This is a genomic window from Streptomyces sp. NBC_01233, assembly GCF_035989305.1.
Classification (GTDB): Bacteria; Actinomycetota; Actinomycetes; order Streptomycetales; family Streptomycetaceae; genus Streptomyces.
The window spans coordinates 24988-47576 of record NZ_CP108514.1; the positions used below are offsets into that span (position 1 = coordinate 24988).

22 protein-coding genes and 1 pseudogene are annotated in these 22589 nt (G+C 69.0%); 13 read left to right on the top strand and 10 right to left on the bottom strand.

The window, feature by feature from the left end:
• Positions 1–676: 676 nt before the first annotated feature.
• Positions 677–946, bottom strand: a complete 270-nt coding sequence (locus OG332_RS00110; RefSeq protein WP_327411474.1) for a hypothetical protein — start codon at positions 944–946, stop codon at positions 677–679.
• Positions 947–1510: 564 nt separating this feature from the next.
• Here OG332_RS00110 and OG332_RS00115 point away from each other — a divergent pair.
• Genes OG332_RS00115 through OG332_RS00130 form a run of 4 tightly spaced genes read left to right on the top strand, consistent with a single transcriptional unit; the run spans position 1511 to position 5004 of the window.
• Positions 1511–1744, top strand: a complete 234-nt coding sequence (locus tag OG332_RS00115; protein WP_327411475.1) for a hypothetical protein — start codon at positions 1511–1513, stop codon at positions 1742–1744.
• Positions 1741–2301 (top strand): DUF6262 family protein, encoded by a 561-nt coding sequence (locus tag OG332_RS00120; protein WP_327411476.1) that lies wholly within the window; start codon positions 1741–1743, stop codon positions 2299–2301. Before OG332_RS00115 ends, OG332_RS00120 begins: the two co-directional genes overlap by 4 nt.
• A 2-nt stretch (positions 2302–2303) precedes the next feature.
• Positions 2304–2582 (top strand): hypothetical protein, encoded by a 279-nt coding sequence (locus OG332_RS00125; protein ID WP_327411477.1) that lies wholly within the window; start codon positions 2304–2306, stop codon positions 2580–2582.
• A 43-nt stretch (positions 2583–2625) separates the two neighbouring features.
• Positions 2626–5004, top strand: a complete 2379-nt coding sequence (locus tag OG332_RS00130) for a hypothetical protein (protein WP_327419572.1) — start codon at positions 2626–2628, stop codon at positions 5002–5004.
• A 69-nt stretch (positions 5005–5073) separates the two neighbouring features.
• Here OG332_RS00130 and OG332_RS00135 read toward each other — a convergent pair.
• Positions 5074–5241 (bottom strand): annotated as a pseudogene (locus OG332_RS00135) (transposase); the annotation flags it as partial.
• Positions 5242–5484: 243 nt separating this feature from the next.
• On the opposite strand from OG332_RS00135, the gene OG332_RS00140 reads away from it, so the two are divergent.
• From OG332_RS00140 to OG332_RS00170, 7 genes are all read left to right on the top strand, one after another.
• Complete coding sequence (locus OG332_RS00140) at positions 5485–5988, top strand: GNAT family N-acetyltransferase (protein WP_073492597.1); 504 nt, start codon at positions 5485–5487, stop codon at positions 5986–5988.
• A 217-nt stretch (positions 5989–6205) separates the two neighbouring features.
• Positions 6206–7024 (top strand): IS5 family transposase, encoded by an 819-nt coding sequence (locus tag OG332_RS00145; RefSeq protein ID WP_327411478.1) that lies wholly within the window; start codon positions 6206–6208, stop codon positions 7022–7024.
• 104 nt (positions 7025–7128) lie between these two features.
• Positions 7129–7539 carry a RidA family protein gene (locus OG332_RS00150; protein ID WP_266673776.1) on the top strand — a complete coding sequence of 137 codons (411 nt, stop codon included), beginning with the start codon at positions 7129–7131 and terminating at the stop codon, positions 7537–7539.
• A 117-nt stretch (positions 7540–7656) separates the two neighbouring features.
• Positions 7657–9138, top strand: a complete 1482-nt coding sequence (locus OG332_RS00155) for an NF041680 family putative transposase (RefSeq protein WP_327411479.1) — start codon at positions 7657–7659, stop codon at positions 9136–9138.
• Positions 9139–9155: 17 nt separating this feature from the next.
• Entirely contained in the window at positions 9156–9389 is a 234-nt protein-coding gene (locus OG332_RS00160; RefSeq protein ID WP_327411480.1) for a hypothetical protein, read from the top strand.
• Positions 9389–9655, top strand: a complete 267-nt coding sequence (locus OG332_RS00165; protein WP_442816082.1) for a type II toxin-antitoxin system RelE/ParE family toxin — start codon at positions 9389–9391, stop codon at positions 9653–9655. The genes OG332_RS00160 and OG332_RS00165 overlap by 1 nt, the downstream gene beginning before the upstream one ends.
• A 143-nt stretch (positions 9656–9798) precedes the next feature.
• Complete coding sequence (locus OG332_RS00170; RefSeq protein WP_327411481.1) at positions 9799–10140, top strand: hypothetical protein; 342 nt, start codon at positions 9799–9801, stop codon at positions 10138–10140.
• Between the two features lie 671 nt (positions 10141–10811).
• On the opposite strand, the gene OG332_RS00175 is transcribed toward OG332_RS00170, so the two are convergent.
• The 5 genes from OG332_RS00175 to OG332_RS00200 all read right to left on the bottom strand — a co-directional run bounded on the left by OG332_RS00175 (position 10812) and on the right by OG332_RS00200 (position 16048).
• The gene (locus OG332_RS00175; protein ID WP_442816083.1) at positions 10812–11855 is read right to left on the bottom strand and encodes a methyltransferase; all 1044 of its coding nucleotides are present in this window, start codon (positions 11853–11855) and stop codon (positions 10812–10814) included.
• A gap of 60 nt (positions 11856–11915) precedes the next feature.
• Positions 11916–12746, bottom strand: a complete 831-nt coding sequence (locus tag OG332_RS00180) for a helix-turn-helix transcriptional regulator (RefSeq protein ID WP_327411483.1) — start codon at positions 12744–12746, stop codon at positions 11916–11918.
• Positions 12747–13360: 614 nt separating this feature from the next.
• Positions 13361–14602: an IS256 family transposase gene (locus OG332_RS00190; RefSeq protein ID WP_327411484.1), complete on the bottom strand. Its 1242-nt coding sequence runs from the start codon at positions 14600–14602 to the stop codon at positions 13361–13363.
• A gap of 320 nt (positions 14603–14922) precedes the next feature.
• Complete coding sequence (locus OG332_RS00195) at positions 14923–15048, bottom strand: hypothetical protein (RefSeq protein ID WP_327411485.1); 126 nt, start codon at positions 15046–15048, stop codon at positions 14923–14925.
• Positions 15049–15112: 64 nt separating this feature from the next.
• Complete coding sequence (locus OG332_RS00200) at positions 15113–16048, bottom strand: class I SAM-dependent methyltransferase (RefSeq protein ID WP_327411486.1); 936 nt, start codon at positions 16046–16048, stop codon at positions 15113–15115.
• A gap of 765 nt (positions 16049–16813) precedes the next feature.
• Between OG332_RS00200 and OG332_RS00205 the strand changes: the two genes are divergently transcribed.
• On the top strand, positions 16814–17548 hold the full coding sequence (locus OG332_RS00205; protein ID WP_327411487.1) for a hypothetical protein: 735 nt from the start codon (positions 16814–16816) through the stop codon (positions 17546–17548).
• A 649-nt stretch (positions 17549–18197) separates the two neighbouring features.
• Here the strand turns inward: OG332_RS00205 and OG332_RS00210 are convergent.
• The 3 genes from OG332_RS00210 to OG332_RS00220 all read right to left on the bottom strand — a co-directional run bounded on the left by OG332_RS00210 (position 18198) and on the right by OG332_RS00220 (position 20081).
• Entirely contained in the window at positions 18198–18863 is a 666-nt protein-coding gene (locus OG332_RS00210) for a glyoxalase (protein ID WP_327411488.1), read from the bottom strand.
• The gene (locus OG332_RS00215; protein WP_327419056.1) at positions 18863–19384 is read right to left on the bottom strand and encodes a helix-turn-helix transcriptional regulator; all 522 of its coding nucleotides are present in this window, start codon (positions 19382–19384) and stop codon (positions 18863–18865) included. Before OG332_RS00215 ends, OG332_RS00210 begins: the two co-directional genes overlap by 1 nt.
• 286 nt (positions 19385–19670) lie before the next feature.
• Positions 19671–20081, bottom strand: a complete 411-nt coding sequence (locus OG332_RS00220; protein WP_190108403.1) for a VOC family protein — start codon at positions 20079–20081, stop codon at positions 19671–19673.
• A 903-nt stretch (positions 20082–20984) separates the two neighbouring features.
• Between OG332_RS00220 and OG332_RS00225 the strand changes: the two genes are divergently transcribed.
• Entirely contained in the window at positions 20985–22574 is a 1590-nt protein-coding gene (locus tag OG332_RS00225) for an alpha/beta hydrolase (protein ID WP_327411489.1), read from the top strand.
• Positions 22575–22589 lie beyond the last annotated feature (15 nt).

The window sequence follows — 22589 nt, forward strand, 5'->3', positions numbered from 1 at the left end:
AACTCGCCGTTTAACGTCCTGCCTGAACTCGCTCAGTACGAGTTGTCGAGTTGGTCTACGAGGAATCGAAGCTCACGAGCTCGGCGCCGGGACATGCCGTGTATCACGGCATCCAAGAACTCCCGTGCTTCGAAGGGGCTGCCGCAGCATTCCCACACACCGCAGCCGCCATCCTCGTACTCACTCCAGAGGTTGCGGTACGGGTCCCGAACGAACCCTCGCCAAATCCTCACGGACTCAGCCGTGACACCAGGCCACAGGTAGTTCCGGCTCCTCTCGACCCTGGCAACTTCGGCAAGAGCAGGCGCGGACAGGCCAGCGATCGAGGGTTGATTGGCAAGCAGGTGCCGCGGCCGCTGCTCGGCGCGGACGCGCCCAGGCCGCCTACGCGGCATGGGCCTTTCTGTAGAACGTCATGGGGTGATCCTGCCAGAGACGGCTGCGCCGACGGCAGCTGAGTCCGTTCGTCGCGGCTTCGTCCCCTTCTTATGGTGCGCGGGGCGGCGGTACGCCTCGCCGGTGGCGAGGGTGCGCCCGACGCCGTAGCAGGCGGCGGTCCGCCGGACCCGCACAGGCGGACCGCGGCCCTCGGCGGCTACCAGCCCCCGGGGGCGCCACCACCGGTGACGCCCCGGGCCCCGGGCCGCCCACACGGCCCGGGAACCCGCAGGAACGGCTAACCGCGCGGGCGCCCGCCCCGCCCCCGACGCGGCCGCAAGTCGGCCCGCACGGCAACGGTCAAGACCCGCACCGTCTCCGACCAGTCCGGCGCCCACATGGACACCACGGCCTGCGCCACCGCGACGGCGAGCTCCTCGACCACCCGACCCGCCAACCGGCGCCCGACGGGCCCGCGGCGGCGCGGGGCCGGCCCTCGGGCGGGCCCCGCCGGCTCCCTCGCAGACTCCTCGCCCATCGACTCGCAACCCATTTCTGACGCGCTCATGACAGATCTCTCCTTGCGTGAGAACGCGGATCACACTTCCGGTCGGAGGTGCGATCCGCACTTTCGAACGCGAAGGGGTTAGCCACGCAAATCCGAGAAAACCGCAGTTCAGAGCAGAGATGGGTGAAACTCGCGCACGTGCTACACCATCAACCCCCAAGCCCCGCAAGCCCCTTCACTGAGACCCCGATCACATACCGGACCGGCAACCCCCAGATCCGCCCACAGCCACGACCGGCCCCGCCCCAACCGGAAGGCCCCCAACCCGGTAACCGGGTGAGGGCTCTTCGGGCCGTACGGCTCGACCCCGCTTGCAGTGGCACACATTTGAGCTCGGCAGCATGCCCCGCGCCGGGCCCCGTGGTCAGCGGCAGGGCGCTGCCACCGCCCGGACGAAGCCGCGCCCGGACATGCGATGGGGCCGCCACCCCACGCGGGGTGACGGCCCTCGGCCCCTGCCGCCCTCCGTCTACGGGACGGGCGTGAACGCCACGTCGGTACCGCCACAGCCGGCCGTCCGGCGCCGACCTCGTCTACTGGCACCGCAAACGGGAGCAATGGCGGATGCTCGCCGAGCGCGCACCCGACAGCACCACAGCTGACTACCTGCATGAAGCCTTCGAGCCGACCGCCCGCGCGATCGACGGCCTGGAGAAGGCGCTCGCGGCCGTCGGCCTACTCGACGATGCCCTCGCTCTCGACTTGCGACGACCCCAGGACTACTTCGGGAAGGTCTGGAGCACCGCTTTCCGAGTCCGAGATCTGGCCGACGCGCGGGACGGAGATGATGCCGCATGACCGCCTCCACAGCGGCCGCTGTCGCAGCCCGTCGGCAGCAGACCCAGGACAAGCTTGTCCAGGTCGAGAAGGCCATCGGCCAGCTCCGCCGCGAGCGCGGACGCATGACCGTCCGGGCCATCGCCGGACGAGCAGGGGTGTCCGCCACGTTCCTCTACGAGAACACCGACGCTCGCACCCTCGTGAAGGCCGCAGTCGCCGACAGCCGAAGTCGGCATGACCGTCTCGGGCAGGAACAGCACGACCGGATCGAGGCGTCCTGGCGGGAGCGAGCCCTCAATGCCGAGGCCGCGCTGACCCGCACCCAGAAGGAGGTCTTCGCACAGCGGCAGCGGATCGGCGAACTCATGGGACAACTCCGCGACTTCGACCAGATGGTTCCCGGCGATTCCGTCCAGCAGCTGACCACCGAGAACACCACCCTCAAGCATCGCGTCCACCAACTCACACAGGAGCACCGCAAGTTCCAGGAACGGCTCGAAGGCGCCCGCTCCAACCTCCGCTTCGCCGAGAAACGCATCGCCAACCTCGAAGCCCAACTCCTCGAACGGGACTAGCCATGACCGATCAACCATCCGCCGCGCCGATCCGCCTCGACCGCGACCAGGCCGCTTCCCTCGCACGGCTGCTGCGGGAGATCGAGCAGTTCCTCGGCGAGTGCGACGAGAGCGTGGAAGAGGCCCTGGCCGCCCACTTCGGCCTCGATCCCACCAGCGAGGCATACAGCGCTGCCCTGTGCTTTCACGCAGACAGGATCGAGGCCACCCTCGCCGCTGAAGACCCGCGCAATGGGCACCCGCAGGGTGCATTCGCGCAGGTCAGAGCCCAACCTGGCTGAGGCCGATGAAGCCGAGTGGCGTACTACAAGAACCGGTAGCACTGTGGAAAGTGAGGCCGGCGCCGCAGACGTCAGGGAAGTGATTGATGTGATTGCCGACGATACCGTTCTCGGTTCAACGGCCTTTTGGTCCGTCGCTCTCACCATTCTGCTGATCGCCCTGGGTCTCCTCATCTGCGCGCGCCTCACCGCTCTGATGGTCCGTCCCAATGCAAAAACCAAAATGAGCGATCCAGGATGGTTCTGGAGGGCATGGGGTGGCTTCATTCTGCTCGGGCTGGCAACGGCGGGGTGGGCGGGGTTTTCTCGCGGAGACGGCACTGTTCCGACTTGGGCGGCTACTTCCATTCTGGCCGTCTCCGGCGCCGTAGTCATTCTTGCGCTTGCGTGTGAAGTAGCCTGCCTGAGGCCCCCTTGGAAGCGACAAGTTGGAGAACACACCCTCAATCTGGCGCCAGCAGATGAAGTCACGTCACGCAACAGCAGGCAGGGGCTAACCTCCCGTCAACTTCTATGGCTCGTTGTGATCGGTAGTCTGCTGTCGCTAGGGGCCTTCGTATGGGTGGTCACCGTTGCACCACACGATGGTCGTTCCGGATACCCGTCCCTCGCTGTGGGGACAGCATTGGGGTTTTACTACTTCGGCTATGTAGGTCTGGGTAAACGACTACGGGTACGGCTGAAAGTGGTCAGTGCAGACGGCAAGGAATACCCGCCAGGCGTTGCCTATGTGGCGACCCGAGTCGAAACCATGGGAAGCCACAGGCCCCGCGGTTTCTGGGCACCGGAAGGCGCCGATGTACTGAAACTACCGGCAGAGTCGATCTCCGCGCTTCCAGCCACGGAGGGCAAGGTGGTCGCGGCACTGCTGGGCCTACTGCAGGCACTTACGTCGTTCAATCCGTGGCGTGCTCAGGTCGTAATCGTCGACGACGACACGGTCACCGTCGAACTCGGCCGAAACGGCAGGGAAGTAGCATCCACCCTCATCTCCAAAGACTCTCTGAGTCTTCAAAACACCAGCTCGGACCAGAATGCGGGTTCACCGAATGACCACGAACTACTCACCGCGACCGCGGCTTTCATCCTGATCAGGCTCAGCGAGCGCCACACAGTCCTTACAGAGGGACTCTGCGGCACAAGCACGTGGCGCAGCCTTGCTTGCCAGGTGCTAGCTGGCACCGAACAGTACCGCCCCGAAATGAAGCAGCAGCTTTTCGCGACAGCGATCGAAAAGGACCGCTACAACGACGCAGCTCGTCTTGGCTACCTCTATTACCGCTCTGGGGAACTAGTCGGATCGAGCAAGAACGAAGAGACATACGTCCGTCGGCTTGAGGAATTCTGCAGGGACCTATCGAAGCAGGGGAAGGCAAACAGTGAAGGTTACATCCCTCTGCGCCTGCGCACCATGCTGACTCTCATCTGTGGGCGACTTAACTATGCATGCACGCTGGAGAACGAGGCCACGGATCAACGTCTGGCGAGGATCCGACGGTCCGGCCATCCGGGAGCGGTGCGACTTGTCAACACGGCACGCGAGCAGAAGGCGAAAGCACACAATGAATGCCGTGCGCTGCTACAAAGCATCGGTGAGCTAACGGGAGACGAGGAGTTGAGAAAGAATGGCGCTTCGGCGGACGAGTATGGGGCGCGCCGGGAAGTTCCGCTCACGAAGCCCGAAGAGCACATCAGTTACTTTGCCGCAGAAATGCGCCCTCTGGTTCAGATATTCAGCCGCCATGCCAGGGGCGAGTCGGACGTCCCAGATCTTCCACTGGCCACTCCGACGGAATGGTACAACCAAGCATGTGCCGACGTCAGCATTGGACCCCAGCAGTACGAAAAAGCCCTGAACCACCTCGACATGGCGGTTGGATACAGGAGATGGCGGAGGGAAGCTCGGAGTGACCCATCCCTACAGCCGCTGATCAAAGGCCAGCGCGCAAAATTCATGACTTTGATCGACAGGCAGACCCTGTCCGATGTTGCAGCCTTCCAACCCTACCTTGAACAATTCGAGAAGGACGGAGTGCGCTCCACTGGCGACCTCCTCGACCGCAGCGAAGGGAATAACGCCAAGGCTTTCGCGCGCTCCCTCGGCGTGCCGATCAGCACCGTGAAATGGATGCGCGAGGTGTGCCGGATTCTCGACGCCTGCCCCGAGCCGGCTCAAGCCATACCGTGGACGAACCTGCTCACAGAAGAAGGAGTCGAGACCAGCACGGCCATGACGGCAGTGCTGGACGATGCCGTGGAGCAAGCGCGGCTTGAAAGGCTGGGCTGGAAGACCGATGGGAAGCCGCTCACCAGTCAAGAACTCCGCGCTTGGATAGAGCGGTTGCCCGACCACGGGCATGCGAGTCGGCTGCGAAGTCATCTGCACCTTCACGGCCCTGCCCGACCAGGCAGGCCCCAATGACACCCGGCCTCGCTCGATGAGCCGAGCGGCCCGCCACGTCACGGACATCCACGCGACGCATCTGCACAGCTCGCAGCCCATCCGGTCAGTTCGACGCTCGGTAAAGACGATCTCCCGTCTGAGGTGTTTCTCTGGGCGGCCGCCGGTCTCGGTTTCGCAGGCCGGTGTGGGCAGGAGAGGTTCGATCAGGGCCCACTCGGCGGCGGTGGTGTCCGACGGGTAGCGGCGTTGGCGCATCCGAATGTCCTTGGGCAGTCGGACGGGGGTGTGGTGGTGACCCGGCATAGCCGGGCCACCATCCCCGTGCAGGTCAGGCGGTTGCGATGAGAAGCCGTTGCCATACCGATCATGGAGTCTGTCGATCGGACGGGAGTCTCGATCGGGTGATCGCGGGCCCTGCCCGGCATGAGAGCAGGGCCTGGCGGTATACGGGCAAAATCCAGGGGAGCGGACGGCCGCGCGCTGCTACGGTCGGGCGCCATGAGCTGGCTTCCCGATGACTTCGTCCACCCCGTCCTGGTACCGCTGCCGGGCGGTGGCCATCACCTGCGGCCGATCCGGGAGGCGGACACCCCTCTCGACTATCCGGCTGTGATGGGTTCGCGCGAGCGGCTGTGGACCATCTTCGGCCCGGCCTGGGGCTGGCCCGCGGCCACCATGACCTACGAGGCCGACCAGGCCGACCTGTTGCGGCACGAGAAGGAGATCGCCGCACACCAGTCCTTCAACTACGCGCTGTTCGACGCGGCGGAGACAGCTCTGCTCGGCTGTGTCTACATCGACCCACCGGAGAGGGCCGGCGCGGACGGCGAGATCTCCTGGTGGGTGGTGGACGAGCTGGTGGGCAGCAAGGTCGAGCAGGCCCTCGACGCGCTGGTGCCGCAGTGGATCGCCGCCGACTGGCCGTTCGAGCAGCCGCGCTTCCTCGGCCGCGAGATCTCCTGGTCGGACTGGCTCGCCCTGCCGGAGCATCCCGACACGTAACTGGTTGTTGCCCGTACCGATCTCGAAGGCTGTCGATCGAACGGGAGTCTCGATCGGGTGACTGCGGCGGTTTCCGCGCGTGAAAGCAGGGCCTCCAGGTAGCTCGGGGGTGCGATCCCATTCCGAGTGGTTCCCGGAGGCCCTGTTGTCTTTGTTGTACGTTCCCGAGCATGTTGACTTCAACTCGCCCGCCGTGTCGTGCGATTGCCTCGCGCACGTGTACGGCAACGCGGCCGACCATCCGGACCGGGTGCGCCGGTATCCGTCGGACATGACGGACGCGGAGTGGGCGGCCGTCCGGCCGTTGCTGGCGGTGCCGGCCTGGTTCCAGGGGCGGGGTGGACGGCCCGAGGGCTACTGCCACCGGCAGCTGTTGGACGCGATCCGCTACCTGGTCGCGGGCGGGATCTCGTGGCGGGCGATGCCCTCGGACTTCCCCGCATGGGCCCGGGTCTACGCATTCTTCCGCCGCTGGCGCGAGCACGGGCTGATCGCCGAGTTCCACGACCGGCTGCGCGGGACGGTCCGTGAGCGCGAGGGCCGTGAGGCCGAGCCCACAGCGGGGATCATCGACGCGCAGTCGGTGCAGGCCGCCGCGACGGTGCCGGCCGCCTCACACGGCTACGACGGCGGGAAGAAGGTGCCGGGCCGCAAGCGGCACATCGTGACCGACACCCTCGGCCTGCTCCTGGCCGTCGCGGTCACGGCTGCGAACATCGGCGACCGGGACGCCGCGGCGGGCCTGCTGATGCGGCTGCGCCGTCTGCACCGCGACATCACCCTCGTGTGGGCCGACGGCGGCTACACCGGCTCCCTCGTCGGCTGGTGCCGGGACAAACTCGCCCTGACCTTGGAGATCGTCAAGCGCACCGACGACATGGCAGGGTTCGTGGTGCTGCCGAGGCGGTGGGTGGCAGAGCGCACGTTCGCGTGGTTGATGAACTCCCGCCGTCTGGCCCGGGACTACGAGACCCTGCCCTCATTCCGAGCTACACCATGCCTGACCAGCAGAAATCAACGGATCACGTTCGGTTGAGATACGGCTTCTTAGCTTGTTCTTTAACCTCACGTCACTGCGGAATGCTTGCCGGTGGAGAAAATGCGGTGCGTGCTGGCACCACGCTGGTCAGACTCGCTGACATGACTGAGAAGATCACCCGCATCAACCCCGAGCAGCTGCATGAGACACCCGGCTACCACCACATCACCGTGGTGGAGGCAGGCCGTACCGCCTATCTGGCGGGGCAGTGCCCGCTTGATCGGAATGGTGACCTCGTCGGTTCCGGTTCCCTCGAGACGCAGGTCGACCAGGTTGTCGCGAACGCGCTCGCTGCCCTGGCGGCGGTGAGTGCCCAGCCTGAACATGTGGTGCGGTCAGTGATCTACGTGCGGAGCGATGAGAGGGACATTCTCGGAGCCGCATGGCGTCGGCTCACCGAGTCTGCCCTGGGTCCGGCGTTCACCACCGCCAGCACGCTCTTGGGCGTCGCTCAGCTGGGCTTTCCGGGACAGCTCGTCGAGGTGGATCTCACCGTGGCGCTGCCTGACTGACTTCGAACGGCGTATCGAACTGGGTAGCCCAGCTGGGCATTCGCGGGACGTTGGGGCGGCCTTCGTCTGATCATGTGCTCCGACCAAGGTGCACCGCTCAAGACGAAGGCCGTGAAGGTGAGTCTGCTGCCTGACGCCGGTCCCGGGGAAGCGTTCGCGCAAGCGTCACGCTTCCGGGAGGACCTATTCGACTGCCTGACCGTGCGCGGGGACGAGCTGTTCGAGCTCGTGGAGGCGTTGCTGTGCGCGGACGGCCCGGTGACGTCGCCGGTGGATCTGACGCTGGTGGCCGAGCACCGGCGTGGGCACGGTGCGATGTACGAGGCGCTGAACCACGGGAACGTGGACGTACCCCGGTTGCGGCAGGTGCTGGCCGGTCTGCCGATGCCGCGGGCCGCCGACGGGCGCCTGGTCCTGGCCGTCGACGTCAGCAACTGGCTCCGCCCCGACGCGCCGACCAGCGCGGATCGCCTGTTCTGCCACGTCTACGGCCGCAGCGGACGGTCCTCGGACCAGTTCATCCCCGGCTGGCCGTACTCGTTCGTCGCCGCCCTCGAATCGGGCCGGACGTCCTGGTGCCAGCTCCTGGACGCCGTCCGCCTCGGACCCGAGGACGACGTCGCCGAGGCCACCGCCTCCCAGCTCCGCCGGGTGGTCACCGACCTGATCGAGATGGGCCGCTGGCACGTCGGCGACCGCGACATCCTCATCGTCTTCGACGCCGGCTACGACGCCCCACGCATGGCCCACCTCCTCGACGGCCTCCCGGTCGAGGTGCTGGGACGGATGCGCTCCGACCGCGTCATGCGACGGCCGACGCCCTCGCTCAGGGAGTACGCCCTGGCCTACCCCCAGGGCGGGCGACCGCCGAAGCACGGCAAGGAGTTCCGCTTCGCCAAGCCGGACACCTGGGGTGAGCCGGACGCGTCCACGACGCAGGTCACCGACCGATACGGAACCACCCGCGCGATGGCCTGGGACCGTATCCACCCGCGCCCGACCACCCGCTCCGCCTGGATCGAGCACACCGGCGAACTCCCCATCATCGAGGGCACACTGATCCGCCTCCAGGTCGACCGGCTGCCCGGCGGAGGAGACCCGCTGCCGCTCTGGCTGTGGTCGTCCGCCACCGGCCAGAACTGCGAGGACGTCGACGTGCGCTGGCAGGCATTCCTGAGGCGCTTCGACCTGGAGCACACCTTCCGGCTGATGAAACAGACCCTCGGGTGGACCCGCCCGAAGCTGCGAACCCCCAAGGCCGGCGAGCGCTGGACCTGGCTGATCATCGCCGCCCACACCCAGATCCGCCTTCTGCGCGAGGCCGCCGCCGACTTGCGGCGGCCGTGGGAGAAGCCCGCCGAGCCCGGCCGACTCACCCCGGCCAGAGTCCGCCGGGGGTTTCGGAACCTCCGCCCGCACCTGCACTGCCCGACCCGCGCGCCAGAACCCTCAACTCCCGGACCTGGCAGGCCACTTGGCTCGAAAAACCGGCGGCCCGCCACCCGTTACGACGTAGGCCAGCCCTCACAGGGCCCGGTTCCTCTCTACCGGGGCTCACAGGCCCGCCCCGGCGCTACCGTGGTGACCGACGCCGAATGACTGCCCAGGAGCACTTGATGAGCGAACAGCCGGCCCCCGCCAGCACCGTGCGGCAGCAGCTGGAGCCCGCGGCCGCCGACGCGGTCCGCGCATACGCTGCCAGGACCCGTGAAAACGCCGACCGGCTCGCCGCCGTCCTTGAGGACATCGCCACCAACGGCCTGCCCCCGGTGGAGGAGTGCACGCCCTGGGAGGAGCTGCGGGAGACCCATCTCGCCCGCCTCGCCGCCCAGCGCCCGGCCGTCGCCTGATGGCCTCGCACCCGCGGCGCGCCAGGATCGTGTTCAGCGAATCCGCCGCCAAACAGCTCGAAGACCTCACCGCCGAGGGCGCAATCCACGCTCTGGACCGCGCCCTTGTCGCCATCTCCGTGAACCCGGAGATCGGCGAGCCCATCCCTGCCGACGGCACCGGTCCCGAGCTGCGCCAGTACGCCGACGAGATCGAGGACGTCCGCGTCCTGTACTTCGTCGCCGCACTGCGCACCGTCGTCGTGGTCGCCTACATCGAAACCTGACCAGGACGACCGCGGTCACGTCTCCAGACGCCGACGTCCCGCCGAGCGCGGACGCTGTGGTACGTGCCGTGGGTACGCGGACCAGGCGAACCAAGTACGTGCGCCCATACGGAGGCCGCAGGACGGGGAGTGCAATGGGGGGTGTGAAAGCAACTCCTATCCTGGTACCTCCGGCCGAGCGGCCCCCGGACTCGACGTGGTGGCTGGCCCCGGCCCTGTTCACCGTGGCGGCGGTACTGGGCGGTGCGTGGGGCTACCGTTCCTCCCCGATCGTCCAAGGCGCTGCGTGGCTGGCCCTGCCGTACGTCGTTCCGCTGGCCCTGGTGGCGGCCTCCTGGCGGTCTTCGGCCCACCGGAACACGCGGACCCGCGGCCTGGTCCTGGGCGGGATCGGCGCCTTGATCGCCCTGGTCTACGCGCACCTGGCCACCTTCGTGCTGTGCGCGGTGGCGCTCGTGCTCTGGGCCTTCCAAGGCGGCGGCTGAGGCCGCCCGGGCCGGGGGGCGCCCCCTCCCCCGTTCTGGAACGGCTCACTCGCCGTCGTCTGCCGTGACCTCGTCGCGACCTGAACCGAGGCTGACTGCCCCAGCGATCCCTGAACCGGGGAAGGCCCCATGCCCCGAGCCAACTCGGTCACTGAGGTTGCACGCCAAGTCGAGCCCCTGTCAGGCAGCTTCAGGCAAGAGGGAACCTCTGCGCAGCGCCCAGAGAGGCGCGCAGCGGCCGGCCGCCAGAGGGCCGTGGGGTCGAGGAATCCCGACGCCCTCGTGCCCCCGCACCGGGCGGACGCCGCGCGCAGGGGCGAGGGAAGAGCAGCGCTATGCGGCTGGCGGGGTGCAGCCCTTGCGCTCCGAGGATTCCCGGCTGCTGAACTTCCAGCTGCCCGGCCGCAGCTCGGGATGTTTGCCGGACGCTGTCGTGATCAGAAGGTGTCGGCCAGGGCTCGGCGCGATCGGGGGGAAGAAGCCGTGGCACGGCTTCCGTCCCTCGGGGACGGTCGGGTCGCCGATCCGATGCGCACACCTCGCCCATCGCGATGCTGCCGGCCGGCCACGCCTCTCACGAGCATCGGGTCGTCGGCCTCGCGGTTGCTCTGCGGGCCGAAGTCCTCACCACGCGCGCCGCTTTCACCAGGTGCTCGGCGCGTGGTCTGTGGTCAGCCGGCCACGGCCTCGATCAGGGAATACGGGGCGGCCTCCGCGAGCGGGGTGACCGACGTGACGCGCAGGGCCGCCCGGCGGCACACCTCCTCGAAGTCCGCGCGGGTGCGTTCCCTGCCGCCGACGTTCACCATCATGTTGAGGTCGCTCAGGTAGGTGCCCTCGTCCTCCGCGCCGACGGCCTCGGGAAGCACGGGCTCCACGATCAGAACGACGCCACCAGGCGGCAGCACCTGGCGGCAGTGGCGCAGGATCGTGACCGCCTGGGCGTCCGTCCAGTCGTGCAGGATGCTCTTCACGAGGTACACGTCCGAGCCCTGCGGGACCGACTGGAAGAAGTCCCCGGCCATGAGGGAGCAGCGCTCCTCCAGCCCGTGCCGCGCCAGTGTCTCCGCAGCCTCTGCGAGGCCGTCGGCAGTATCGAAGACCACGCCGGCGAGACCCGGGTGCGCTTCGAGGACGGCGGCCAGGAGGGTGCCGCTGCCTCCACCGACGTCCGTGACCGAGGCGAACCGGCTGAAGTCGAAGGCCCGCGGCAGCACGGCGGCGGTCTCGGAGGCGACCTGGCTCATTGCCGCGTTGAAGTCCGTGGAGAGCTCGGGGTGCCGGGCGAGATGGCTGAAGAAGTCCGTGCCGAAGACGGAATCGAACGCGATCTCCCCCGTACGGACACTGCTCTCCAGGTGCTCCCAGGCGCGCACGATCGCCGGATCGGTGAACATGCGGACGAATGACGCGAGGGAGTCGGGGTGGCCGGGGCCGAGGAGCGCGCCCGCCGGGGTCACCGAGAACGTGTCGGGGGCGTGTTCCGCGAGCAGGCCGAGGGCGGTCAGGGCACGGAGCAGGCGTGCCATGGGCTGGTGTGCGGTCCCGGCTCCGACGGCCACCTCGGCAGCTGTGCGCGGCCCGTCGCCGATCAGTTCCACGACCTCCAGGCGGACCGCCGCGCGCAGGGTGTGCGCGGCCATGCTCCCGAACGCGAGCCGGACGACGAGCTCCCGGCCTGCCGCCGTCTGTGCTGCTCGGACCTCGGTGTTCATCACCGGTCTTGCTTCCTTCCTTCGAGTCGACCGATCACCGATCGGTCTGGATACGGACAGTCAGGGCTCGGTGGACGCGGTCAGGCCGGCCAGTGCACCGGGCGTGCACCCGGCGAGGGCCTGGGCGTCGCGGTGAAGATGGGGCTGGTCGGCATATCCACATGCCACGGCAGCGTCGCCGGCGCGCTCGCCGGCGAGGAGCGCCCGGGCGGCGTGGTCGAAGCGGACGAGCATGGCGGCGCGCTTGGGGGTCAGGCCGACCTGGGAGCTGAACCTGGCCCAGAGCCGCTTGCGGCTCCATCCGCAGGACGCGGCAAGGTCGCCGACCCGCACTCGGCCCCGGCCGGCCACGATGGCGTCCCAGGCGGCGGCGACCTCGGCCGCCATGGGCGGGGCCCCCGCGGCCCTCCGTCTGAGGAATCCGTCCGTGAGCGCGAGGCGTTCCTGCCAGGATGCGGTGTCGGCCAACTGCTCGCGCAGCAGCCGGGCGTGCCGCCCCCAGAGGTCCTCGAGTCCGGTGATGGAGCCGTCCAGTTCGAGCGGGGAAACGCCCAGCAGGGTGTAGGCGGCCCGGGGGGACAACGCCACCTCGACGCATTCGACGCCCTCGCCGCGGATACGGGCCGGACCTGGCGACAGGGAGGCGACGAGACCCCTCAGTGGCCGGTGCCCGGAGGCGCTCTCCACCGTGACCGGGCCGGCTCCGAGCCCGATGACGACGATCACGGCGGGCTGCGGCAGCACCCGCATGTCCAGCCCGCTGCCCACAAGGTCCCGGAACCCGGCCATCCGTACGCCGTCGAGAGAGGTTCCGCCCAGAGGGCGGGCGACCTCCCAGCGGTCGTAAGCAGTGCGCTCCGGGGGCGTGTCCCCCGCGTCGTCTCTGGGCATGCCTCCAGGCTCGCTGACATCGCAGGCCCTTGTCTTGGACAAAAGTTCCGCGGCCGTTCCGCGGTCCGGTCTGCCGTGTACGGGACGGATCGGGCTCAGGGCCAGCACACCGTCCCCTCCCCACGTCCCTGCCGACAGACCGGCCGGAGCCCGTTCGCGCACGTGCCCACACCGGGCGGCCCCAACAACCAGTGCGGTTGGGTACCGGGCCGCGCAACACAGCGCTGCTGGAGGGCGAGCCCCGGTTGCCGTCTGCGGCGGAGCGGGTGCGGCTGCGGGAGCCGGCGGGTGTCACGCAGGCCCGGCTCGCGGCCGCGTTGAAGTCGGCACCGCAGACGGTGAAGAACCGGGAGAACGGCCGCTCCGAGCCAAAGAGCCCCGACCAGCCGGGGGGGTGGGCTGGCCGGGGCCTGCCCCGGCCAGCGGGGGGGTGCCGGCCGGGGGCATGCGGGGCGGAGCCGCAAGGGCCCTCACTTCACAGCGGATCCCCCGACTCCAGCCGAACCATCCTCGCAGGCGAACACCCACCAGGCCCGGCGGACACGCATCCTGGCCGATACCACGCGCACGGACCGCGCCCGGGCCGGTCATGTCCCCCTTCGTGGTGTAGCCGATCACTCGGTGGGCGCGTTGGTGGCGTTGGGTGGTGCGGGGGCGCTTTTAGGGAGCTCGGTGGGGTAGATCTCGTCCATGCTTCCCTCGGGCAGGTAGCGGCGGGGGAAGGCGATCCATTCGTCGTGCAGTTCGAAGAGCACGGCTGTGACCAGTCGCAGGAGGGCGTCGTCGTTGGGGAAGACCTGGACGACGTCGGTGCGGCGCTTGATCTCGCGGTTGATCCGTTCGAGCGGGTTGGTGGACTGGATCTTCTTCCAGTGCCGTTCCGGGAAGGCCGCGAAGGCGGTCAGGTCGTCCTTGGCGTCCAGGAGCATCTGTTTGACCTTGGGGAACTGCTTGCCGAGCATCTCGGCGACGGTGTCGAGCTGGGTGCGGACCGCGTCCTGGGTGGGCTGGGCGAAGACTGTGCGGATGGTTGCGGCGACCATCTCGGTCGCCTCCTTCGGAATCACCGCGAAGACATTTCGCAGGAAATGAACACGGCATCTCTGCCACGCGGCGCCGAGCATGACCTTGCGGATCGCCTTGACCAGGCCGGAATGGCTGTCGGACAGGACCAGGCGGACCCCGGTCAGGCCGCGTTCGCGCAGGGAGCGCAGGAACTCGGCCCAGAACGCCTCGGTCTCGCTGTCGCCGACCATGACGCCCAGGACCTCGCGGCCGCCGTCCTCGGTGATCCCGGTGGCGACGACCACGGCGCGAGAGACGATCTGGTGGTTCACGCGTGCCTTGCAGTAGGTGGCGTCCAGGTACATGTAGGGGAAGCGGGTGTGGTCCAGCGGCCGGGTGCGGAAGGCGGTCAGCGGCTCGTCCAGGTCCGCGCAGATCCGGGAGACCTCGCTCTTGGAGATCCCGGTGTCCGCGCCCAGGGCCTTGACCAAGTCGTCCACCGACCGGGTGGACACGCCATGGACGTAGGCCTCCACGATGACCGCGTACAGGGCCTGGTCGATCCGGCGCCGGCGCTCCAGCAGGCTGGGGAAGAAGCTTCCGGCGCGCAGTTTGGGGATGGCCAGCTCCAGGTCGCCGGCCTGGGTGGTGAGCGTCTTCTCGCGGTGCCCGTTGCGCAAGGCGGTACGGGCCTCGGTGTGCTCGTTCCAGCCGGCACCGATGTGGGCAGCGGCCTCGGCCTCGATCAGCTCCTGCAGCATCCGCTCGGCGATGCCGCGGACGAGTTCGAGTCCGTCTGCCGAGCGTAGTGACTCCAGCAGGCGTAATAGGTCAGACTGGGACAGGGCCACCTCGCACCTCCGTTGTTGAACTGGCCGTTCAATACGGAGAGTTGCATGGTGGCCCACCTCATGCGCAGAGAGCGCGAGCCCTCCGCGGGTGTGCGCCCGGCGAGCAAGCCCGCGCACACCTCACCCTTGATCGGCTACACCACGTGGCGGGACGCCATCCCCGGGCCGGTAAAGGGCGGGGAGGTCGTAGACCTTGGTGCCGAGGATCTGACGGTAGGGGTCGAAGGGGTTGTGCTGCCCGGGAGAGTTGTCGGGCAGGCTGCTGCGGAGTCTGCGGTAGAGGGTGGTCTTGGCATCGGCTTCAGTGAGGATCTGTCCTGCTACCAGGTCTGGAGGTCCCGCCAGCGCAGGCCCGTGGTCGGGGCAAGGAGACCCGCAAGACGCTGGAGGCCCGGCAGCAGGCCGAGGCCGGCCACGCGGCCCGGGTACACCGGGGCGTCTGACACGCGTACGCCGCCCCGACCCCCGGACCGGATCAGGTCCGGGGGTGTGGTGTCAGCCCTTTCGGTGTCAGCCCCTGCGACGGCGGTTCCGGGCGACGATCGCGCGGGTGACCACGGGCGGGAGCAGATCCTTGGCCAGCTTGCGCCAGCGGACACCGGGCCTGCGCGCGGCGGCGGGAGCGGGGACCGGCGCCGGCTCCGCCCGCGGCGTGGGGTGTAGCGGCTGCGGGGGCACCGGCGCGACCACGCCCTGGTCCCCGATGCGTACCAGGGGGCGGCCGTCGATCACGTCCACGCCGTGCCAGAGGTCGGTGCGCTCCTCCAACCACGCGAGCAGTGCCGCCTGGTGGGGCGCCGGGTCGCCCCAGGTTGCGTAGAGCTTCGAGGCCGAGACGCAGATCGGGTGCAGTTCGCCCGTGACCACGGCGGTCCAGACGGCGGCCGCGACGCCGGGGCAGTGCTCGGAGCGGTAGTCGTCGAAGACCACCACGGCATCCGGGGTCGCGACGAGACGCGAGGACGCGATGTCCGTGACGACGTGCTCGTAGAGGTGCGAGGCGTCGACGTGCACGAATCGGCAGCTCGTCGGCTTGACCCGGTCGGCGACGACCGAGGTGGGGGCTTGGATCAGCGTCGGCAGCGCCTCGTGGAAGGCCAGGTAGTTCGTCTCGAAGCCGCGCCGCGTGAGCGTGGGATAGGAGCTGCGGTTCTCCGCGACGTTGGAGTCGTCCGTCGCGGGCGAGTCGAAGAGGTCGCAGACGGTGAACTCCTCACCGGGCCGGAGGTACCGTCCGAGGAAGATCGCGCTCTTCCCCATGAAGGCACCGAGCTCCAGCAAGTCGCCCGGCTGCCCCTCACCGCTGTTCTGACGTGTCAGGAACCAGTCGAAGAGCACCTGGTCGTACGCCGAGAACCACCCTTTGACCTCGCCGTACGTGGTGGGGACGAGCGGGGCCGGCTCACCGTCGGGGGTCGTGACGGAAGCTTGTGAAACGTGCGACACGAAGAGTCATCCTCCAGCGGAGTGGCATCGGTTTTCACGCTGATACCCGGCCGGGTAACGGAACCCTAAGCCCTGGGCGGACGTGTGACGAGACGTGAGCGGAATCGACCTGTGATTCCTGCCCGGCGCACCCCGTGCGCTCATACCTCGGTCCAGCGGCGCAGCCGCTCGATGGCGGCGCCCGGACGCGCCGGGTCCGGGCGGCGGTCGCGAGCAGGGACAGCGCCTCGTACCCGTCCAGGTGCCGGACGGCGGTGCGCGGGCGCCAGTCGGACGCCTCGGTGAGCTGCTCGGGGGACCAGAGCTCGCCGCGGGTGATGACCTGGGCAACGCCGGCCCGCTGTGTAGGCCGGGCTCATGGACGGACAGCGCGAATGCCTCGAAAACACCTCGGCTTCCAACCCATGGCGCCGGAGCAGAAGACCCCCGCCACGGCGCGCAAGGGCGGCTCAGGGGCCTTCGAGCGGGGCGCAGCCGCCCTCGCCCAATGCACCGCCCGTACCAGCTCGGTGACCGTTCCCAGGAGCTCACGTAGAAGTCCTGGAGGACGGGAGCGAGGTCAAGCTCGGCATCTGGCTCACCAACACCAGGAGCAGGCGCGCCAGACTCACCACGGAACGGCTGAAAGTGCTGGCGGTCGCTGCGGGTGAGTACGCGTACTCATGCGCCCGTGTCCGGCCGGGAGCGAGGGTAGGCCTCGGAACCGATGGGACGGGGGCGGGGATGGGACGGACGAGGGGACCCAGGAGGCGCCTGGCGGGCATCGTGGCAGCACTCGGTGCGGCGGCCCTGACGAGCGGCTGCTCCACGCTGCCCGATGACGGGGAGCTGCGCGCCATGGCCACTACCGCCGGGGCGCAGCACAAGCGGGATGCCGAGGAGGTGAGGCTCCGCGCGCTGCTGGGCCGCTTCGACGGGATCGAGGGGCTGCGCCCGGGCTTCACGGTGGTCTCGGACGTGTGTACCGGGCCGAGTGACGGGGGCTTCAAGGAGGAGGCCACCGTCCACCTGATGTCCTGTTCGATGAGCGCGGATGCCGTGTACGGGGTCGAGGGTGACATCACCGAGGTCCTGCGCCGCATCGGCGCCTCGGGCATCACCACCTGGTCGAAGAACGTCAACGGCCCCGGGAGCGCCTCGGGAGGATCCCTGGACTACGCGCTGATGTACCACCAGCAGCAAGGCGTGTTCCCCCAGGAGTCGGGCGGGCTCCTGATGCCGGCGCCGTACCTGAAGTCCGAGGCCGGGGACCTGTCCGTCGGCTGGGACTATCCGCCTCTGCCCGGCAACCCGCCGCAGTCGGGCCAGGTCGCGGACGATCACTCATGCCCGGCCGACATCATCCCGATCCCGTACTCCCGCTGCGCCACCGACCCGGCCCGGCCGCCGTCCATCGCGGACCTCCGCGCCCGGTACGGAACGGTCCTCAGGGTGTCGACGGGCTCCGGCAGTCACAGGCCCTATCTCACCGTGCCCCGCCCCGGGGACAGGACAGGCTGAGGGCGGTCCACGGACATCGTCGGCCTGGTCCACGAGAACGGGTTCCGGCGGTCCGCGGCTGTGCACCACACCTGCATGCGGGTGGCGGGCAGTGGCCACGGGCGGGAGCCGACCAGGAGGCCCGCTTCGTGCTCCGGCAGGACGTCCGAGATCATCGGCACTCTCTGGGAGTGCGCGGCCGGGTACGCCTTCGGCTGTTCCAGGGCGCGGGCACGGTCGCCGAGATCGAGATCACGGGGACTTTCAGGCCCTCGGGCAGGGGCCCCAGGAGCGCTTGGGGGCCGTGCCCGCGGACGCAGCCCGCGGACCACCGGCTTCCCGCACCGGCTGCTCGGCAGGTGCGGCATCCGGATCCCGGCCACCCCGCCCCGCACCCGACCGGCGGCGCATGACGATCACCGTGTGCCGCACCTGTGCCCGAGAGCGCCACGGACGGCCCCGTCGCGCCCCTCGGATAGGTGACGCGAGGGTCCATGGTGAGCCGGGAGTGGTGGACCACCACCTGCGGCCGGTGACGGGCCGGGAGCGCCGGTATGTCAAGCCCCGAGTTTCCGTGGCGTGACCCGGGCCCGTGCCGGGCATCCGGGCGAGAGTCCGGCTGTCACGTCGGCGCGTGTTGGCCGGTCGATCGGTATGGCAGGGCCGGGAGTCAGGACGGCTTGGGGGCGAGCGACGCGGCAGCCTCCCAGGCGAACCCGTCCGGGTCGGTGAAGGTGTCGGCGGTGCTGCCGAGGACGATGCGGTGCGAGCCGGTGCCGTCGGCGGGGACGCCGAGGTCCTTGGCCAGGGCGCGGCGTTTGTACAGCGCCAGCTTGACGGGGCTGGACTGACCGGGGGCGAACTCGGCGTACTTGCCGCCGACGCTCTTGGCCACGGTCAGGCCCCGGCTGGCGTAGAACTGCTTGGTGGCCTTCACGTCCTCGACGCCGATCAGCAGGACGATCTCGTCGATCTCGCGGGTGGCGGGGCCGGTGTCCTTCTTCGCCGAGGTCGCGATCTTCCAGATCGTCCCGTCCGGGGCCTGGACGACGCCGCTGTAGCCCCACAGCGACTTCGTGGCGGGCTTCAGGACCGTGGCGCCGGCGTCCACGGCGGCGTCGACGAAGCCGTCGACGGTGGCCGGCCCGGACACGGTGAGCGCCAGGGTGAAGCCACGGAATCCGGTGGAGTGCGCCTCGGACGCCCGCAGGCGTATGTACGTGTCCACGCCGAAGTCGCTGTAGAAGCGGCGGGCGGCCTCGGGGTCGGCCACCTCAAGGGTGACGGACGCGAGAGAGGGGTTGGCTGCGGTGGAAGCGGTGGTTGCCATGACCATCACGCTAGGGGCTGTGCGGTGGCCGGGGCTTCTCGATTCCTGACCGGTCTTGAGACTTGCTTCGCCACGCACGCCGGCATCCCCTCTACCTTGATCGCCGACCCCTCATCGCGGGCCGTACCCGCAGCATCGGCATGGTCGGCCGCGGTATCCGCGGCCTGGCGCCGGAAGGCTCCGGGCGGCATGCCGACCAGCTCGGTGAAGCGGGTGGTGAACGTTCCCAGCGACGCGCAGCCGACCGCGAAGCAGACCTCGGTGACGCTGAGGTCGCCCCGCCGCAGCAGCGCCGTCGCCCTCTCGATGCGACGCGTCATCAGGTACGCGTACGGCGACTCACCGTAGGCGGCCCGGAACTGCCGACTCAGGTGCCCGGCGGACATGTTCACATCGTGGGCGAGCGCCTCCACGTTCAACGGCTGTGCGTATTCCCTGTCGATCCGGTCGCGGACGCGGCGCAGGCGCGCGAGATCAGCCAGGCGCTGCGCCTGGACGCGTGCACGCCGCCATTCAGGTTTGCACATGAGGACCCTCCCCTTCGTTTTTCGTCTTCCATTTCCATCGGCGTCTTCGAGCGTCTGCTGTGCCCGCCTCGGCGGGCACAGCAGACGCTCGGTGGTGTGGACCGGCCCGCCGCACTCGACCAGCCGCCGGTCGAGCAACTGCCGGACGGCAGCGAGACGGGGTCCGGGCTCATGACCGGTTCGACGAGGACCCGGACGCGGCCCGGGCGGGCGACCGGCAGGGCGGTCACTTGTGCTCTGGTGCGCCGCCGCGTTCCTTGTGGGTGGTCGCGATGTCGAGCACAGCTCAGCGCAGCTCCTGAATGCGGACCAGGTTGCCCGCGGGGTCGCGGAACGCGCAGTCGCGGACGCCGTACGGCTGCTCGGTCGGCTCCTGGACGACCTCAGTGTCACCGGCCTGCACCTTCTCGAACGTGGCGTTGAGGTCCGGGGTGGCCAGCAGGATCCAGCCGTAGGTGCCCTTGGCCATCATCTCGGTGATCGTGCGGCGCTCGTCCTCGGTGATGCCGGGATCGGCGGCAGGCGGCGCCAGAAGGATCGACGTGCCCGGCTGACCGGCCGGGCCGACCGTGATCCAGCGCATCCTGCCCTGCCCGACATCGCTGCGGACCTCGAAGCCGAGGACGTCGCGGTAGAAGGCGAGCGACGCGTCCGGGTCGTCGTGCGGAAGAGAAGTCGTGTGAATGGTGATGTCCATGGTGAGCAGGCTAGAGGTGGCTTCGTGAACCGCGCTTCTCGATTCCTGATCGATCCGGACACGCCCGGACGTTCACGGGCATGTCACGCGGAGAGCACCGCTTTCGTTTCCTGCCAGTGCTCCCGTTCCCCCCGCATCCCCGGGCCGCGCCCCCGCCGCCGCCGGCCACGCACCACACCCCGAACCCCACACCCCCACACACACCCCACACCCCACACCCCAAGGAAGCGACGACCACCCCCTGGTCGAACGCGGCCAACAGCGCATTGCAGCCCCCTCCCGAAGTACCTTCTGGTTGGGTGGCCACATGGCACATCAGGAGTACGTCTGACACCGCCTCATCGAGGTCTCGGTACTGCCCGCGCGGGTCGTCTGCCTCATTGCCGAAGGAAGCACGGACGGCTTCCGCGCCGCCGTGCGGACGGCCAGCCACCGATGGGGTGGGATGACCGAGCCCCTCATCGAAGTGGGATCCGATGAGGACAGCGGGAGCACCGCGAAGCTGGTGAGCATCGCGGACGTGCAGGCCGTCGTGAATGTCGACGCGGATGCCTCGCGGCATCTCTGCTCGCCGCCTCCTGGAAGCTCCCTCTCGTCGCGATCGGCGACATGGAATCGGCGAGTCCCATGGGTATCTGGGAGTTCACCAGCCGCCCTGAGTCCGTAGCTCCTGGTATGGGAGCCGGGGTAGATCCGTGCTATCGCGCAGATCCCGAAGGCTCTGTCGGACTGGCGCGGTCCGGCCGACGCGCCGTCAGGCCCACTGCCGCATCTCGGCCAACTGTCCGAATGTCGCATGGTACGTGAGTTGTACATGGAGTGGCCCTTACGAGGGATTCGCCCCGCCCACCGATGCAACACGGTGGGCAGGCACGCAATCTCCGAAAGAGGGGCACCGCACGCATGAAGCGCCTCACACCGCTGTTAGCCACCGCCGGACTCATCGCAACCGCCCTGTCCCAGCTGGCCGTTCCCCAGGCATCCGCTGCCCAGCCCACCCCCGAGTACATGAGCCAGAAGCCCGCCTGGCACCGCTGCAGTGCAGACAAACCGGCGGCCTACGAGTGCGCGACCCTCAAGGTCCCGCTCGACTACAAGCGCCCCCAAGGCCCCACGATCGACCTTGCGATATCCCGGGTGAAGAGCGAGAACCCGGCCAAGCGGCACGGCGTCATGCTCCTCAACCCGGGCGGACCCGGCACCACCGGACTCAACCGGCCGATGCGGATGAGCACGGAGATGCCCAAGGACGTACGGGACCGCTACGACCTCATCGGCTTCGACCCGCGCGGCGTCGGGGCCAGCAGCCCGGTCACCTGCGGGCTGAACCAATCCGAGACGGGCATCGGCGGGGCGTACCGACCCGAGCGCTTCGCCTCGGACGTGGCGTGGGCGCGCAACGTCGCGGACGAGTGCCGTGAGAAGGCAGGTGACGTGCTCCCGTACATCACCACCCGCAACACGGCCCGCGACATGGACGTGATCCGCGCCGCGCTGGGCGAGCGCAAGATCTCGTACCTGGGCTACTCGTACGGGACCTACCTCGGCGCGGTGTACTCCCAGATGTTCCCGCAGCGGACGGACCGCTTCGTGCTGGACAGCGGAGTGGACCCGCACAGCATCTGGCGCGGCATGTTCCAGGTGTGGGCGACCAGCGCCGGGCCGGCCTTCGAGCGGTGGACGCAGTGGGCTGCGGAGCGCTCGGCCGAATACGGCCTCGGCGCGACCCCCGAGGCGGTGTCCGACACGTTCTGGGCACTGGTGGCGCGCGCCGACCGAGAGCCGATCGACTACTTCGGGCAGAAGATCACGGGTGACGACATCCGGGACCCGGGAGTGTTCTACTCCCCGGTTGAGGCCTCGATCATCACGAGGTCCCTCAAAGCCGCGGCCGAGCGGACACCTCTGCCGACGGACGCCGGGGTGCCGGGCGTGAAGAGGCTCCTCGCCGGCGGCCGGGGGGCCACCGGGCCGGATACCGACACGGCGGCCGCCCCCGCGCCGGGCAACGGGCCCGCCCCAGAGGCCGTCCCCGGTGACAACGCCACCGCCGTCTACTGGTCCGTGGTGTGCGGGGACACGGAGAACTGGCCGCGCGACCCCGAGCAGTACGCGCGGGACGCGGTCCAGGACAAGGTGAAGTACCCGCTGTACGGGGACTTCGCGTCGAACATCAAGCCCTGCGCCTTCTGGCAGCGGCCGTCGGAGGCCGCGACGCCCATGACGCACCAGGCGAAGGTGCTGACCGTGCAGAACGAGTGGGATCCGATGACCCCGCTCAGCAGCGGTCAGGGCCTGCACCGCGCTCTGAAGGGCTCGCGGATGGTGCTGGCGAAGGGCGGGCAGGGCCACGGCGTGTACCTCACCGACCCCACCTCCTGCGCCAACGACCCCGTCAACACGTACCTCGCCACAGGCCGGCTCCCCGCGAGGGACGTGACCTGTCAGAGTCCGCCACGCGACCAGGAGCCGAAGAGGTCCCCGGCGCCGTGAACCCTTCCATCGTCC

Excerpts from the sequence above, each read along its gene's own strand:
- OG332_RS00140 (WP_073492597.1), top strand. The coding sequence starts at position 5,485 with ATGAGCTGGCTTCCCGATGACTTCGTCCACCCCGTCCTGGTACCGCTG.
- OG332_RS00220 (WP_190108403.1), bottom strand. The coding sequence starts at position 20,081 with ATGGACATCACCATTCACACGACTTCTCTTCCGCACGACGACCCGGAC.
- OG332_RS00210 (WP_327411488.1), bottom strand. The coding sequence starts at position 18,863 with ATGGTCATGGCAACCACCGCTTCCACCGCAGCCAACCCCTCTCTCGCG.
- OG332_RS00150 (WP_266673776.1), top strand. The coding sequence starts at position 7,129 with ATGACTGAGAAGATCACCCGCATCAACCCCGAGCAGCTGCATGAGACA.
- OG332_RS00165 (WP_442816082.1), top strand. The coding sequence starts at position 9,389 with ATGGCCTCGCACCCGCGGCGCGCCAGGATCGTGTTCAGCGAATCCGCC.
- OG332_RS00175 (WP_442816083.1), bottom strand. The coding sequence starts at position 11,855 with ATGAACACCGAGGTCCGAGCAGCACAGACGGCGGCAGGCCGGGAGCTC.
- OG332_RS00110 (WP_327411474.1), bottom strand. The coding sequence starts at position 946 with ATGAGCGCGTCAGAAATGGGTTGCGAGTCGATGGGCGAGGAGTCTGCG.
- OG332_RS00215 (WP_327419056.1), bottom strand. The coding sequence starts at position 19,384 with ATGTGCAAACCTGAATGGCGGCGTGCACGCGTCCAGGCGCAGCGCCTG.
- OG332_RS00160 (WP_327411480.1), top strand. The coding sequence starts at position 9,156 with ATGAGCGAACAGCCGGCCCCCGCCAGCACCGTGCGGCAGCAGCTGGAG.
- OG332_RS00120 (WP_327411476.1), top strand. The coding sequence starts at position 1,741 with ATGACCGCCTCCACAGCGGCCGCTGTCGCAGCCCGTCGGCAGCAGACC.
- OG332_RS00125 (WP_327411477.1), top strand. The coding sequence starts at position 2,304 with ATGACCGATCAACCATCCGCCGCGCCGATCCGCCTCGACCGCGACCAG.
- OG332_RS00115 (WP_327411475.1), top strand. The coding sequence starts at position 1,511 with ATGCTCGCCGAGCGCGCACCCGACAGCACCACAGCTGACTACCTGCAT.
- OG332_RS00180 (WP_327411483.1), bottom strand. The coding sequence starts at position 12,746 with ATGCCCAGAGACGACGCGGGGGACACGCCCCCGGAGCGCACTGCTTAC.
- OG332_RS00225 (WP_327411489.1), top strand. The coding sequence starts at position 20,985 with ATGAAGCGCCTCACACCGCTGTTAGCCACCGCCGGACTCATCGCAACC.